Source organism: Hungatella hathewayi WAL-18680, from assembly GCF_000235505.1.
GTDB classification, from domain to species: domain Bacteria; phylum Bacillota; class Clostridia; order Lachnospirales; family Lachnospiraceae; genus Hungatella_A; species Hungatella_A hathewayi_A.
Window position 1 is genome coordinate 2,615,597 of the sequence record NZ_JH379027.1, and the last position, 15,870, is coordinate 2,631,466.

The following is a 15,870-nucleotide window of genomic DNA, read 5'->3' on the forward strand; positions in this document are numbered from 1 at the left end:
ACCGCCCCTTTTTTCACGATGAGGAACCGATGAACAGAACGTTTTGGCCTGTACTGGGGCTTTTATGTATCGCGATGACATTTCCCGCCTATGCCGGTGATATTAACGGCAACGAGCAGGAAATTGTATCCGTGATTAACAGTCAGTTTGAAAAAGATGGAATCATATACCGGGTGAAGCAGGAGTATATCGACTCGGCCATGAATTACCTGCGGCAGGATGATATCGACCTGATGCCGGAGGATGTGCAGATGGTAATCGGAGAAATCTATGCCAATGTGCAGACCGGCGTGGAGAGCGGATATCTGGTGGAAGTCGGGCGGGTGGAAGCCGGTGGAGCAGCCGGAACTCCGGCCGGGGAGACGGGTAAGCAAACTTCAGGAGCAGCCGAAACGCCGGAGGGCGTCACAAAATCTGACGGAGAAGCCGAAGGCAATGAGGGAGCGGGTCCTGATGCAGGCCCTGAAGACGGTGAAAATCCGGAGGCCGGTACTGGCGAAACGCCGGCGGCCCCTGCCGAATCAGAGCCGGAGCCGGTGGCTCAGGCAATCTCCATTCTGGAATTGATGGATTCCATGCCAGGCCAGAACTATGATTATATAGCCAGCGATACGGATAAACTGCTGGAATCGTTGGTGATTCCGTATAAAACCATGTGGTACGCGATGCTTGGTCTTGCCATTCTATTAACAGCCGGCGGGCTTTTGTGCCTCTGGGAAAAATGCTTTGCGGCCCATCATCACAGGCGGCTCAGAAGCATTTTAAAGCAGGCGCTGGGAGCGGAGCTGTTCTGCCTGGTTTTGGCCATGGAAACGCTGCTGGGGATTGGAGTGGGAGCATTTCATGACAGCGCGGTGTTAAACCGTCTGAACCAGACGGAGTATTACCGCACGATTTATGAGGAACTGCGCCACGATACCAGAATCTCCTTTGCGCTGATGGACATTCCGGACAAGGTGATGGACGACGCGATTACCTATGAGCGGGTGGTCATGGCGGCCAGACAGCAGGTGGACAGTACCCTGCACAAGGGCAGCTATCAGGCCAACACCGCCATATTGACGGAGCGTCTGGAGAGGGACATCCGAAGTTACCTGGAGGATTCCTCCATCGAACTGACGGATAAAGCGGAGACAGGTCTGGATTTACTCATGAAGCGGCTGGATGAAAAGTATACCCAGCTGTTAAAATGGCCTTTCGCACCCTGGTGGGTGCAGCTGGCGGACCGCTTTGTCCCATTTATGAAGAAAGCAGGAGCGGGTCTCTTGATTATGACGGTGGCAGTTCATCTGCTGCTGTTCTGGATACACCACTATGTGCACCGGGCAATGCGCACCTGTGGCCGCAGAATCCTGGCGGCTTCCGTGGCGGCACTGCTTCTGGGAGCCATTCCCTATATGGGAAATCTGGTGGTCCGGCATGAGATGATACCGGAATACATGAGCCAGTTCTTTTATGGATATGAGAGGGGGATTCTGCTGGCAGTGATGATGATTGGTGCGGCCGGAATTCTGGTTGGAATCGGTTATCTGCTGATGGCCCGCTCTTGGAAGGAAGGAAAACAACAGCAATGAGAAAACTCTATGATGTTCACTGCCATCTGATTCCCGGCGTCGACGACGGCTCCCGGGATTTGGAGGAGAGTATCAGAGCGATTGAGGAAGAGTATCGGCAGGGGGTGAGAACCATCATCTGCACCTCCCACATTTCCGGGAAGGATACCGGGGAGCAGGGGGAGAATATCTGGCTTCAGTTTCAGAAATTGAAAGAGGCTTTGAGGGAGCGCACCTTCGGCCGGGAGATGAAACTGTACCTGGGAAATGAAGTGTTTTACTCGGACACGGCTCTGGAGCTTTTGAAGGAGGGAATCGCCAGCACTATGGCAGGAAGCCAGTACGTGCTTGTGGAATTCTCTCCATCCGTGGAGTACCGGGTGATGTACCGTGGCATGAGAAATCTGCTGACCAGCGGATATCTGCCCATACTCGCCCACATGGAGCGATATGAGTGTCTGGCAAAGGAAGAGCATGTGAGGGAACTGGAGGAGACGGGAATCTATCTGCAGGTCAATGCCTCCACCATAAAGGCGGGAATGTTTGATGCGGCGGCAAACCGGGCCCGAAAGCTGGTGAAGCAGGGGCGGATACATTTCCTTGGAACCGATTCCCATGGCATGTCGTACCGTCCACCGAAGATCGCGGATGCGGTCAAGTGGATTGAGAACCACTGCGGGGAGGAGATTGCCAGACGGATACTGTATGAGTATCCGCAGGCTGTGATTGATGATATTGAGATATAGCCTGAATTTCATAGGAAATAAAAGTAGGAGAACATTATGGGAACAAATCAAGATGATGAGATTGAGATAGACTTAAAAGAGTTGTTCTTTGTCATGCGCAGAAAGCTCTGGGTGCTGATTCTGACCGGCATGCTGGGAGCGGCTGTCAGCGGGATTTTCACCGCGACCATGATGAAACCTGTCTATACTTCATCCACCATGCTTTACATAGTCAACAAGACAACGACGCTGACATCCCTGACTGATTTGCAGCTGGGGTCCCAGCTGACGAAGGATTATAAGGTGCTTGTCACCAGCCGGCCGGTCACCAGCAAGGTCATTGAAAATCTGGATTTGAATCTGGACCATGAGCAGCTGCTTAGGAAACTGACGGTTGCCAATCCCCAGGACACCCGGATTCTGACCATATCCGTGGAGGATAATGACCCCTACATGGCAAAGGCCATCGCCGACGAGATGGCGTCTGTGGCGGCCTCCCGGATGGCGGAAATCATGGACACGGCGCCCCCCAACATTGTAGAGGAAGGATATGTCCCCACCAGACAGACCAGCCCGAGCCTGGTGAAGAACACGGCCATCGGCGGGATGGCAGGATTGTTTCTGGCGGCAGTGATTGTGCTGGCAGTCTTTGTGATGAACGACACCATCAAGACACCGGAGGATGTGGAGAAGTACCTGCAGTTGAATGTACTTGGTACGATTCCCGTGTTCGAAGTGGATGATGGAAAGAAGGGCAGAAAAGGGAAAAAGAAGAGCCGGAAGGAGCGGAAAGCGGAACGCCTGCGGGAAGAGACAGAAGACCGGATACAGAGAGAGATTGCGCAGGAGATGGCAGAACGCAGGCGCGAGGCTGATGAGGATGAGGAAGATATCATGCCTCATCAGGTATTTGGAAAAAGAAAAAATCGAAATGCAGCCCGGGATTTAAAAGAACGGAAACAAGAAGCAGATTTCCAGGATGTCCCGATTGATGAGGATGAAGAAGAGGTCGATGAGAGAGCCGCTCATGGAAAGTCAGCCAGAAGAAATGCAAGACAGATAAAAAAGGCAGACCGTGAAACCTATGTGAAACGGGTTAATGACCCAGACGATGAGGCAGAAGACTCAGAAGATGATATGCCAGGCCAGCTGGACATGAGGGCAATCATGGACATGGAACACGACCTGCCGGAGGAGTCATTAAAATCATCTGGCGGGCAGGAGCAGCGTTCGATGGCAGTGAAACGCCAGACTGCATCTGCCAGCAGCCTGGAGGACGAATTGACCGGAGATGATTTGGATGAATTTGTGCAGCGGATTATGGAGCAGGCCCTGGAAGGGGCGGAGGCGCCGAAGGAGGACATAGACGATGGAACAGATTAGATTTCGAAAACGGGAGCAGCTGGATTTCCGGGCGACGGAAGCCTTTAAGGCGCTCCGCACCAACATTCTGTTCTGCGGGGACAATATCAAGGTCATCGGTCTGACCAGCTCCACCCCGGATGAGGGAAAAACCTCTGTCTCCGTGCAGCTGGCCACCTCGTTTGCGGAGGCCGGTAAGAGAGTTCTGCTGATTGACGCGGATATCCGAAAATCCGTCATCCTGGGCCGTTACCGGATCAATAAGGAGGTCTTCGGACTGACACATTATCTCACCAGACAACGGGGAAAGCGGGAAGTGATTTACAACACCAACATCCCGGGAATGGATATCATCATCGCCGGCCCGGTATCCCCCAATCCTACGGAATTGCTCAGTGGGCGTCTGTTTGAGCAGTTATTACAGTCAGAGCGGGACAACTACGATTACATTATCGTGGATGCGCCGCCGCTTGGAAGCGTGATTGACGCGGCGATTATCGCCAAGCATATCGACGGCGCCATCATCGTGGTGGAGAGCGGCGCCATCAGCTACAAACTGGCCCAGAATGTCAAGAGCCAGTTAGAAAAAAGCGAGTGCCGGATTCTGGGAGTGGTGCTCAACAAGATGGATTTGGAGAAGAACGGGTATTACGGAAGTTATTATGGCAAGTATTACGGAAAGAACTATGGGAACTACGGTGACTATGGGAATTAACTAGCGGGGAGTTGGGAAAATGTACACGGGGAAAAAGTACTTTGAAGAGGGCCTGGTTACGCTGATTGATACCATCTGTATCATATTCAGCATGATGATTGCTGGGGCTTTAAGGTATGGTGGCACTTTTGCGAGTGAAAAAATTGCATTCGCAATGGTAACTTCCCTGGTAGGTTACCTTGCGGTGCGGGCAATTTTTCCATCAGATTCCAGCCTGAGTATCAGAGGATATTATGAAGAAGCCTTGCGGGTTTTGAGAATTCACCTGCTGTTTTTTATAGTGACAGTGGTTTTTCTCTATATCAGCCATCAGGGCTTCGAGATATCCCGATTGATGCTTGGGTATTTTTATTGTATTGACATGGTTCTCATGTATTTGGCCAGGCTTGTATTGAAGATGTATCTCTTTAAGCATTACCGGATGGGAAACCGCAGCCGGAGGCTGCTGGTGCTCACCGATTCGGAGCAGGTGAAGGATGTGATTTTCTCTCTGAGGGTGAACAGCAGCTGGGATTTCAGAATTGTGGGAGCTGCAGTGTATGATTTGGATATGACAGGGATGGAGGTCCACGGCGTACCTGTGGTGTGTGGCCGTGACAATCTGATTGATTACGCCAGAACTCATGCGGTGGACGAGATATTTATCCGGATTGACAAGAAATTCCCAATTTCCATGAGAAATATGGTAATGGAGTTGGAGAGCATGGGAGTCGTGGTGGATGTAAACATTCAGATTTATGACATGGATATCTCGGTGGAGAAGACATTAAACCAGATTGGGATCTACCAGGTGGTCACCTTTGGCAGAAAGATTTTAACATACCAGGAGCAGGCGATGAAACGGGGACTGGATATTCTTGGTGGATTGGCCGGCATGGTAATACTCGGCATCGCTGCTATTTTTGTAGCCCCAGCCATCAAACTGGAATCCCCAGGACCGGTCTTCTTTAAACAGACCAGGGTTGGGAAGAACGGACGGTATTTTCAGCTCTATAAATTCCGCTCCATGTATCAGGACGCGGAGGAGCGGAAGAAGGAACTGATGGAGAAAAATGAGATGAACGGTCTCATGTTCAAGATACAGGACGACCCAAGAGTGACTAAGGTTGGGAAGTTTATCAGGAAAACCAGTATCGACGAGCTGCCCCAGTTTTGGAATGTGCTAAAAGGTGATATGAGCCTGGTAGGGACGAGACCGCCTACGGTGGATGAGTATCGGCAGTATAAGCCGGAGTATAAGACAAGACTCAGCCTAATGCCCGGATTGACAGGGGTGTGGCAGGTGAGTGGGCGGAGTAAGGTGACGGATTTTGAAGAAGTGATGGAGATGGATGTTCAGTATATTGATAACTGGTCATTGAAGAATGATATCAAAATTATTTTGCAGACAGTTGGAGTGGTAGTGTTTGGGAAAGGGGCTGTATAGAATGTTTAGAGAATGTGGGAAGCAGAAGTTAGGAAAAAGGAAGGATATGAGGCATATATTCTGATATATTAGCTCTTCTTGTTGATATTTTGGTTATTGTCACTAATAACAAGCCTATTCGGGAATTGGCATATATGTTGTAATATATGGTGCTTTGTTTTTTGCTAAGTAATTATTTAAATAACATAACCGTTATCTGTGGTAGTTTAGGGAAGTATACGAAAGGAATATTGATCAGGATGAAGAAGATACTACATATTTCAAAATACTATTATCCTTTTGTAGGGGGAATCGAACAAACAGCCCGCGATTGTGTAAATGCTTTAAAAAATAGTTATGAGCAAAAAGTTATTTGCTTTAATCATGTAAAGGGTGAATATATAGATATTGTTGATGGGATTGATGTCTTATATTGTGAATGCCAATGTAAAATTTCATCACAATCTATTTCCTTAAGCTATGGTTTTAATTTAAAAAAAATTATCCGAGAGTTTAAACCAGATTATATATTATTTCATTATCCAAATCCATTTGTAGCTCAGTTTTTACTCAAATATTTGAATGAAAAGATAAAGCTTATTATTTATTGGCATTTGGATATAACAAAACAAAAAATAATTGGAAAATTTGTGCATTGCCAGAATTTAAAACTAATTCATCAAGCTTATAAAATTATTGCAACTAGCCCTAATTATGTGGAGGGAAGCAACTATCTTAGGAAAGTAAAGGAAAAATGCATAATTATACCAAGTTGTATTAATGAAAAAAGGCTTATGACTGATAAAGCGTCTATTGGTTTGTCAAATAAAATTAAACAAGAAAATAAAGGGAAAATAATTTGTCTGGCCGTTGGACGACACGTATCATATAAAGGCTTTGAATATCTAATTAGAGCGAGCAAACTATTAGATAAGAGATTTGAAATCTATATAGCAGGTAATGGGAAATTGACTAAAAAATTGGAACAACTTGCGAGCGATGATGAAAAAGTACATTTTTTGGGATTGGTGGATGACAATACACTAAAAGCTTATTTTATTGCAGCAGATATATTTTGCTTTCCGTCAATTACTAAAAAATGAAGCATTTGGTCTTGCTTTAGCAGAGGCAATGTATTTTGGAATACCGGTCGTTACATTTACTATTCCGGGGAGTGGTGTGAATTATGTTAGTCTAAACAATATAACAGGAATTGAAGTAAAAAGTAAGTCTGTTCTAGAGTATGCCAATGCTTTGTCATTCTTAGCCGAGAATTCTGAAAAGAGAGTTATTTTTGGAAAAGCTGGAAGGAGAAGAGTAATGGAAAATTTCATGTATGATCAATTTATTGTTAATATAAATAAGTTTTTTCAATTTATAGAGAAAGAAATAGATTACGATGAAGCCGATAATTATTAATGGAAGATTTCTAGTTCATAAAACGACAGGTGTCGAGAGATATGCAAAAGAAATTATTAATGAGTTAGATAATTTGGCAGAGCTAGATCAAATTATATTAGCAATTCCGCCGGAAATTGATAAAGCGAATATTTCAAAATTTAAAAACATTAAAAATGTTCAGATTGGAAAATTAAACAATCGTTTATGGGAACAGATTTCTTTTCCACTATATGTTTTTATGAAAAGGGGGATATCATTAAATTTATGTAACGTAGCACCATTACTTTCTCCTGGTATTGTTTGTATTCATGATGTTAAAATTAAAGCGAAACCTCAATTTTTCAATAAAAAGTTTTTGCTTTGGTACAAATTGTTGTTTTTCAATGCAACAAAGAGAGCAAAAGCAATTATAACAGTATCGGAATTTTCAAAGCGTGAAATTCAAAAATACTATAAGGTTGAATCCTCTAAAATTCATGTTGTAAATTCCACATGGCAACATTTTGAGAAGATTGAATTTGATAATAAGGTATTGGGAAAATATAATCTGGAGGCTAATAAATATTATTTTTCAATGAGCAGTATTGAGCCAAATAAAAATATAAAATGGATAGCAGAAGCTGCTAAAAATAATACGGATGAAATGTTTGTAATTGCGGGTATTATTAATGAAGATGTATTTTCTACTGGTTTGGGTTTTGAATGTCCGTCTAATATGCAATTATTAGGCTATATTAGCGATGCGGAAGCTAAAACTCTTATGCGAGATTGCAAAGCTTTTTTGTTTCCTACATTTTATGAAGGATTTGGTCTACCGCCTATGGAAGCATATAGTGCTGGGGCAAAATGTGCGGTTGTTTCCAATACAGAAGTCATGCATGAAATTTATGGTGATGCAGTTATTTATATAAATCCAAATAACTATAGCGTAGATTTATCGAAAGTAGCTTGTATAAATCATGATAAAATTTTAGATATACTGGGCAAATATTCTTGGAAGAAAAGTGCTAGTGATTTATATGAAATCCTGAGACCATACTTGGGTAATTGAGGGAGACTATGGAAGAGGAAAAAGTTTACATCATTATCGTTAATTATAATAGTGCAGAATATACAAATCAGTGTTTGCAAAGCCTGGAACAAAATACATATAAAAACTATGATGTTATAGTAGTAGATAATGCTTCTACTGACAATTCCTATCATATTTTAAAAGAACAGTTCTCTAATCACAAAAATATAACAGTCTTGCATTCTAACATTAATTTAGGATTTGCAGGAGGTAATAATTATGGGATTCGGTTTGCACTTGATCAGGGAGGAACTATTTTTCTTTTATTAAATAATGATACAGAAGTTGAACCAAACTTTTTATCAATTCTTATGCAGGAATATAATCAAAAGAGTATTTTGACACCTAGAATCAACTACTATGATGATCCGCAGACGGCCTGGTATGCCGCAGGATATTTAGATAGAAAGAGGTGTATTGCCAGAAATGGTAATCCCAGTGTTAAATGTACCGTTTCATTTGCCTCTGGATGCTGCATGTTATTCTCTAAACAAATAATCAATACAATTGGATTCATGGATGAAACATTTTTTATGTACTATGAGGATGCTGATTATTCGCTAAAAGCCATTGAAGCAGGAATTGATATTATTTATATTCCAACATCTGTTATCTATCATAAAGTTGGTAAAAGCTCCGGAGGAAAAGAATCAAAACTGTCAATTTACTATAATAATAGAAATAGATTTTACTTGATAAAAGAATATGAATTTGGCTTCTATTGCCGACTATATACAGCTATTACTAGGACCTGCCGCTATATAACAGCTAGACTCAGAAAAAGTAATGATAGCGTTATTTATGAAGCATATAAGGATTTCCGCCATGGAATTAAAGGTCCAAAAGTATTTTAGGAGGAGGCAGATGAAAAAAATATTGATTTACGGGTATTATGGGCTGTTGAATGCAGGAGATGATTATATTATGCTGTCGGTACTCAATACTCTAAAAAATATGGTAGGAAAGGATTCTATTACAATACTATCTGCTTCCGACGATTATAGAGAATTAAAGCTAAATGATAATGTTCATATTAAAATACTGCCGGCTAATCGCTGGATTCGAAGTTGGGTCATTTTAAAAGAAGTGATAAAGAATAATTATTTTATTATAGGTGGAGGTGGATTATGGCCCAACGATTCATGGAAGAAAGTCTTTGTTCACTTGATGTGGATTAGTATTGGCAGGTTGTTAGGAACTCACTGTATATTATATGGTATTGAGTTGACATTTGTTAGAAATGATTTAACAAAAAAAATCTGGAGAAAAATTATTCAGAAAACTGATTGGATTATCACGAGGAATCGAAAAAGTAAGGAGTTATTAAATGATATTTCTGTGTCAAATAAAGTCAAAGCTTATTCAGATATAACATTTTCCATTACTGATTCAGAGATAAACGACTTTAGAAATAGTACGTTATCCAATAAGATTGAGACAAGATACATTATTTGGGCATTAGCCATGCCATGGAGTGAAGATGAACTGCAAAAGAATCATTATATCAAAAGATATGAAGCGTTAGTGTCCGCGCTGGTAGAATTGAGTATGGAACTTGATAAAAAATATCCTTCTGTTACCCATCTCTTTATACCGTTTTATCAGAAAAATGATGTTAAACTGGCTCACGATATTATAAGTATGAGAAAGCAGTTTAATGCTTATTTATATAAAGAACACTGGTTAGATATCAGACCATTGTTTGCTCATGCAGAATTTGCAGTGTGTATGAGATTTCATAGTGTATTATTTGCATTGTACGAAATGTGTGATTTTGTTGCTATTTCATATTCGCCCAAAACGACAGACCTTTTGGAAGAAATAGGCTGTCCTTTGTATACGGAATTTGGAATCAGAGAAAAATCTTATTTTTATAAAGAAATTGATTTAGATATAAATGAATATATTAATAAAATGCAGCAATTGGATTTTTGGAAAAATAAGAAGATAGCTGCAAAAGAGCAATTGGTCCAAAAAGGTATCATGGCTAGTCAAATATTAAAAGGATGGATTGAAGATGAATGAAAAAAAGAACTCTGATAACAACGGTAATGTTTATTGCAGTGTTTGGTTCAAGTATGACAGGTGCAAAATTATTTGGTTTATCACTGAATAAAATCTCACTGATTCCACTGGAATTAGTTTTGCTGAGTCAGTTCGCAGTCAAAACACGTTTAAATAGTCGACAGTGTCAGATGATTTCATGGTATGTATTGACTGTGCTTTCCGGTATCATTGGGTTGTTTATCTATAAGCCTTTAATTGGTTTTGAGAATAAAATCATACTGTATATAGTACAAGTATTGTTCATATATATTCCTATATTATTATTTATTAATGTAATTGATGAGCCATATGAAAAATTCAAGGTGGCAATTATAAAGACAGCACAGATAAATGCAATTTGGGCTATGATACAATTTTTTTGTTGGTATGGTATCCGATTTGATTTCAATGATTTTGTCTTTAATTTTATATTGAAAGGAATTTTAGGAACAAAATGGACAGCATGGAATTATGAAATGGGAACCTTGGCCATTAGGATAACAGGATTAAATTATGATTCTGCATTTTTAGCAATTGTGCTGATTTTTGGATTTTGTTTAGTCAAAAAGAAATTCTGGAAATTTACATTTTTTATAGCATGTGTTCTATCAATGTCAAGAGCGGGCATTGTAACGATATGTACAATTCAAGCAATGATGTTGTATGGTAAAGTAAAGAATAAATTAAATGTTCAAAAGATAATAATGGGCATAGGAACATCTTTATTCATAATAGGTGTATTTGTTTATGCATACATTAAAATTCCTAGTATTCAATATCAGGTTGATTATACTATACATCGTTTTTCCAGTATTATAAGCAGAAGTGATGTTGGAACATCTAGACATTTATCTTATATACCACTGGCTTTTTATGTTTGGTTTCATGATTTTTCATTAATAAGAAAAATATTCGGTATTGGACCGAGAGTCGGTGGCACTGCGTTTGCATTAAGCCACAGCATCAGTGACTCAATTCATTTTTCAAATTATATGATGACAAATGCATGGACTGTAGAATGTGATATTGCAGAAATGATCTTGGGACATGGTATCAGTGCGCTTGTATTATATGCTGTTTTATGGAAAATATTAAGAACATGTAAGGTCGAATATAAAAATTGTATTATCGGATTAACTATCATGGGAATCATGTATAACGTATTAGAAACTACTATTGTACAACTTTTTATCATCTGTCTACTTTCTATACCTGTTGATGATAAAAAAGCAATTCAAAGCTACGGCGCTCAGGTATTATAATATGAAGGATACGATATCATATGTTATTAGAACAAAAAATGAAGCTCAATTTCTAGAAGAAACCTGCCAAAGGATTCGAAAACAATCGAATCAACTTATACATGAAATCGTCATTGTAGATTCAGGATCTACAGACAACACACTAAATATTGCAGAAAAATGGGCAGATAAAGTAATATGTATTTCTCCTGAAGATTTTACATGGGGATTGGCTTTAAACAAAGGAATAGAATATGCAAAAGGTAACTATGTGTGTTTGATCTCAGGTCATTGTTTTATTGAGTCAGATACAACCATGTATTATGCCTATAAATTTTTAGACAACTCTGATTATTGCTGCATATATGGTAAGCAAAAAGGGAATTTTAAATTGGATAAAATGGAAGTAGTAGAACTGTTTTCTCAATATCCGGAAAGTGAAATAATAGATTCTACACAATCGCATGTACCGGGAGTTTCAAACGCATGTTGTCTGCTTAAAAAAAACGTATGGGAAATATATAAATTTGATGAAGTAACACAATCAGCAGAAGATGCTTTATGGTTTCATACTGTTCTTGAAAATGAATTAAAAGTTGCTTATTTCCCTCAATTTTGTGTAATACACGGACACCCATTTGATATTAATTATATGTATAGGAAATGGTACTGGAGAACTTATAAATCAGAAAGTATATTGTGTAGAAACAGGAATTGGAAGACTTCCAATTATTTTAGATTTACTCTATCCTTTATTTTTGTCAATGATTTGGAAAAAATACATTTTTATGCGAGATGCAAAAAAAGCAGGCGTTAAAATTGAGAAAAAAGACATGTAATAAGTATTTTTTAATAAGAGAGTGTGCCAGAATCAAAGCAAAAATAGATTTGAAAAAAAATCGAAATACAACATTGAAATACGCAGAATTAAAAGTTCCAGGATTCATCCAAAAAATTCAGAATTATATAAAGGAAGGTGAATTTTATGATATATGATTATTCTGACATATTAATTTGTCCTAAGAATGCTGAGGCAGATATTAGAAATGTTATTGATAAAATTTTAGAGAAAATATTATTCGATTTTCCAAACTTAGACAAAGCCATAGCAGTTCTTTTGGGTGGGGGGTTTGGCAGAGGAGAAGGTAGTGTCATGCAAAAGAGGGGTACCTTTGTTACAACAAATGATTATGATATAGTTATGATTTGTGAAGATGATGTACAGAAAATTAAAATAAAAGAACTTGAAAAAAATATAGCTAAAAATCTCCATTTAAATTTTTTTGGTATAGATATAATAACATTGTCTTATTTTAGAAAGATTATTGATAAAAAGCTAGTGAGTCAGTCTTTTTATGATTTGCTTAATGGAAGCAAAGTATTATGGATAAACGAAACAAAAAAAGATATGAATATTATAGACTGCCTTAAAAATCATACTATACGGATGCATGATATTCATATACATAGTGCATTTGATGTTTTAAAAACAAGAATGTGGTGCATAATTGCACTATATGATTTACAAGAAAATAAGTTTTTTGATAAGCAATATTTTGGATCATTTGAAAGATTTTATTTTCAACAAGTAAAATTAGCAACTGCTATAGTCGATGCAGTCTTAATATCAGACAGACTATATGATTCTCCTTGTTTTACAAGGAAACTAGAAATATTTAAGAAAAGCAAATTTTATCAAATAAATGAGTGCTATATCATTAATAATTTAATTGAGCGTAAAATATATAATAAGAATATTATCGAGCTAACTATAGAAGACAGAAACTTATTGATTAAGTTATATTGTAATTGTGTTGAATATGTTATAAGTAATCATAAATTGCTTTATTTCGTATATGCCCTTAAGAATAGAGTGAAAAAAATATATTTTAAATATTTCAGAAAGGATAAAAATTGTGGTTGGTATTTAGATGATTATCGCTTTTTAAAAAATAATAATCAAAAGAAATTAAATGAATTACAAAGAAAAATGAGGGGGATATATGAATGAACATTGTTTTTATCTTATCAGACGCATTAAGACATGATTATATTGAGCATATGCCATATCTAAAGAAGATGAGTGAAGAAAACATATATTATGAAAATGTAAAACCTGGAATTGGATTTTGTGAAATATCAGAATATATTACTGGAATAGACTCGATAGAAAATGGTAATTTATTTCAATTAACATTTAACCGCAAATTTGGCAAGAAAAAGTTTAAGCTGTTAACATATATAAATGAATTTTTTAATCATATTCCAAGAATCAGGAGGTATACTCAAAAATTAATAACTAAAATACTTGAAAAGAAGGATTGTTTTATAGATCGGGATATTTTACGGGTTAGATATAATATTCCTATCAATTTGTTAAGTTATTTTGAGCCAACAGAATCTAGATATCAATATGACTCTGAACAATTTTTCCCAAATACGAATCTTTTGCTACAAATTAAAGCCCTTGGCAAAACATATGATATAGATGATTTTGTTAAGCACAATAAAATTAAAGGAACGGATGAGGAACGGCTTAAACGGCTTAATGCAAAAATAAAAAATAAGGAATTAAGTGATTTTACACTACTATATATAGGCAAAGGAGAATTTGCTCATATGACTGGAACAAGTGATTCTAAATTTCATAACCGCCTTGCAGAATATGATGATATGTTAAAAAATACTAAATTTGTTATTAAAAGAAAATTATAATAATAATTACAGGCTTATTATCTTAGGAGACCATGGAATGGTCGATGTAAAAAAATATATTAACATTTTACCAGTAGTTAAAAAGATTAAAAGTAAGTATGGATTATCTGTAGGGGATGATTTTGTTTATTTTATAGATTCAACAGCACTACGTTTATGGTTTAAAGATAAGAAAATTATCCCCCAAGTGGATAACGATATTTCCAAATATCTAGAGGGTAATATTGAATTAACAAAAATTGATAACAAGTATTATGGTGATTTGATTTATATGCTCAAGCCATCTAATGTATTCTTTCCGGATTTTTTTAATACAAAGAAAAACAAGGGTATGCATGGTTATAATAATACAATTCATGAGCAGAAAGGACTGTGTGTTATTATGGGTTCTAAGACAGATGAAACCTACAAGGAAATACCGCTTCACGAAGTTAAACATATTGTACTAGATTTATTAAAATAAGAGAACAGTTATTAATAGGATAAAACTAAATGGAGATTATAAAAAAAATAAAAACAATGGATAAAGTCACTAAAGCATCTATTGCATATGTGTTAGTCGCTTTTTTTCAAAAAGGAATTACTGTCATTTCGGGACCGATTTTTACTAGAATATTATCAGTAAATGAATATGGGATACTTTCTGTTTATAATTCATGGTTTGAAATGATTGGTGTTTTAACCATGTTATCATTATCTTCGGGGGTATATAATAATGGCCTTTTAGAGTTTAAAGATGATAGAAATATATTTACATATTCTCTATTGATATTATCAAACATTGCGACAATTAGTGTAGCTATATTTTTTTTAATCTGCCAAAAGATAATCATTAAATTATTTGCAATGCCAACATCGCTAATATATTTAATGTTTTTATGCTATCTCTTTATGCCGGCAATGTCATTTTGGATAGCTCGTCAAAGATATGAATATAAGTACAAATTGTCATGCATCGTAACTGCAGTGTCCACATTTCTTGCCGTATGCGTTTCAGTGATTTTTACGTATATTATTTCTGATAATAAAGTCATAATGAAACTGTGGTCTGAAAAAATTGTGTTTTTTTTATTTTGGATTGTTTTATACAGTTCTATATCTATAAAAGCAAAATTTAAGATAAACCTTTCTTATTGGAAATATGCCTTATCTTTTACATTACCGTTGATTCCGCATTATCTGGCTAATTATATTCTTAACGGCATAGATAGAATTATGATTCTAAATATGATAGGAAAAAGTTCAGCAGCAATATATGCTGTTGCATATTCAGCAGCGTTTATGGTTCAAATTTTTTGGCAGTCCATAAATGCAGCCATACTACCATTAACATATGAAAATATAAAAGCTGGGAATTATAAGAATATAGAAAAGGTAGTTTTACCGTATGTATGTGTTTATGGATGTTTATGCATCGTGGTATCATTTATAGCTCCAGAAATAATGTATATATTAGCTCCGTCTGAATATCGAGATGGCCAATTTTTGATTCCAATACTGACAGTAGGTGTGTTTTTGACGGGCTTATATTGTTTATTTGCAAATGTAGAATTTTACTATAGGTCCACCAAGCCGATAGCTGCAAATAGTATTATCGCAGCTATTTTAAATATTTTTTTAAATTATATTTTTATT

General features: G+C 37.6%; 16 protein-coding genes. All 16 read left to right on the top strand.

What is annotated here, in order from left to right; genetic code table 11:
* Positions 1-29 precede the first annotated feature (29 nt).
* The gene (locus HMPREF9473_RS11750) at positions 30-1,574 is read left to right on the top strand and encodes a hypothetical protein (RefSeq protein ID WP_006780328.1); all 1,545 of its coding nucleotides are present in this window, start codon (positions 30-32) and stop codon (positions 1,572-1,574) included.
* Positions 1,571-2,299 (top strand): CpsB/CapC family capsule biosynthesis tyrosine phosphatase, encoded by a 729-nt coding sequence (locus HMPREF9473_RS11755; RefSeq protein WP_006780329.1) that lies wholly within the window; start codon positions 1,571-1,573, stop codon positions 2,297-2,299. The genes HMPREF9473_RS11750 and HMPREF9473_RS11755 overlap by 4 nt, the downstream gene beginning before the upstream one ends.
* 36 nt (positions 2,300-2,335) lie before the next feature.
* The gene (locus tag HMPREF9473_RS26850) at positions 2,336-3,661 is read left to right on the top strand and encodes a YveK family protein (RefSeq protein ID WP_006780330.1); all 1,326 of its coding nucleotides are present in this window, start codon (positions 2,336-2,338) and stop codon (positions 3,659-3,661) included.
* Positions 3,648-4,355 carry a CpsD/CapB family tyrosine-protein kinase gene (locus HMPREF9473_RS11765; protein ID WP_006780331.1) on the top strand — a complete coding sequence of 236 codons (708 nt, stop codon included), beginning with the start codon at positions 3,648-3,650 and terminating at the stop codon, positions 4,353-4,355. The genes HMPREF9473_RS26850 and HMPREF9473_RS11765 overlap by 14 nt, the downstream gene beginning before the upstream one ends.
* Positions 4,356-4,374: 19 nt before the next feature.
* Positions 4,375-5,781, top strand: coding sequence for a sugar transferase (locus HMPREF9473_RS11770; protein ID WP_006780332.1), 1,407 nt, complete (start codon positions 4,375-4,377; stop codon positions 5,779-5,781).
* 239 nt (positions 5,782-6,020) lie between these two features.
* The gene (locus HMPREF9473_RS11775) at positions 6,021-6,863 is read left to right on the top strand and encodes a glycosyltransferase (protein ID WP_006780333.1); all 843 of its coding nucleotides are present in this window, start codon (positions 6,021-6,023) and stop codon (positions 6,861-6,863) included.
* Complete coding sequence (locus tag HMPREF9473_RS28530; protein WP_347508882.1) at positions 6,820-7,179, top strand: glycosyltransferase; 360 nt, start codon at positions 6,820-6,822, stop codon at positions 7,177-7,179. Before HMPREF9473_RS11775 ends, HMPREF9473_RS28530 begins: the two co-directional genes overlap by 44 nt.
* Positions 7,160-8,212: a glycosyltransferase family 4 protein gene (locus tag HMPREF9473_RS11780; RefSeq protein ID WP_006780335.1), complete on the top strand. Its 1,053-nt coding sequence runs from the start codon at positions 7,160-7,162 to the stop codon at positions 8,210-8,212. The genes HMPREF9473_RS28530 and HMPREF9473_RS11780 overlap by 20 nt, the downstream gene beginning before the upstream one ends.
* Before the next feature lie 8 nt (positions 8,213-8,220).
* Complete coding sequence (locus HMPREF9473_RS11785; RefSeq protein ID WP_006780336.1) at positions 8,221-9,087, top strand: glycosyltransferase family 2 protein; 867 nt, start codon at positions 8,221-8,223, stop codon at positions 9,085-9,087.
* 10 nt (positions 9,088-9,097) lie between these two features.
* Positions 9,098-10,258 (top strand): polysaccharide pyruvyl transferase family protein, encoded by a 1,161-nt coding sequence (locus HMPREF9473_RS11790; RefSeq protein ID WP_006780337.1) that lies wholly within the window; start codon positions 9,098-9,100, stop codon positions 10,256-10,258.
* Entirely contained in the window at positions 10,255-11,541 is a 1,287-nt protein-coding gene (locus tag HMPREF9473_RS11795; RefSeq protein ID WP_006780338.1) for a hypothetical protein, read from the top strand. The genes HMPREF9473_RS11790 and HMPREF9473_RS11795 overlap by 4 nt, the downstream gene beginning before the upstream one ends.
* A 1-nt stretch (position 11,542) precedes the next feature.
* Positions 11,543-12,337: a glycosyltransferase family 2 protein gene (locus tag HMPREF9473_RS26195; RefSeq protein ID WP_006780339.1), complete on the top strand. Its 795-nt coding sequence runs from the start codon at positions 11,543-11,545 to the stop codon at positions 12,335-12,337.
* Positions 12,338-12,505: 168 nt separating this feature from the next.
* The gene (locus HMPREF9473_RS11805; RefSeq protein WP_006780340.1) at positions 12,506-13,531 is read left to right on the top strand and encodes a hypothetical protein; all 1,026 of its coding nucleotides are present in this window, start codon (positions 12,506-12,508) and stop codon (positions 13,529-13,531) included.
* Positions 13,528-14,235 carry a hypothetical protein gene (locus HMPREF9473_RS11810; RefSeq protein ID WP_006780341.1) on the top strand — a complete coding sequence of 236 codons (708 nt, stop codon included), beginning with the start codon at positions 13,528-13,530 and terminating at the stop codon, positions 14,233-14,235. The genes HMPREF9473_RS11805 and HMPREF9473_RS11810 overlap by 4 nt, the downstream gene beginning before the upstream one ends.
* A gap of 37 nt (positions 14,236-14,272) precedes the next feature.
* Positions 14,273-14,698, top strand: a complete 426-nt coding sequence (locus tag HMPREF9473_RS11815; RefSeq protein ID WP_006780342.1) for a hypothetical protein — start codon at positions 14,273-14,275, stop codon at positions 14,696-14,698.
* Between the two features lie 29 nt (positions 14,699-14,727).
* Positions 14,728-15,870: lipopolysaccharide biosynthesis protein (locus tag HMPREF9473_RS11820; protein WP_006780343.1), on the top strand; the 1,143-nt coding region annotated here is incomplete at its 3' end.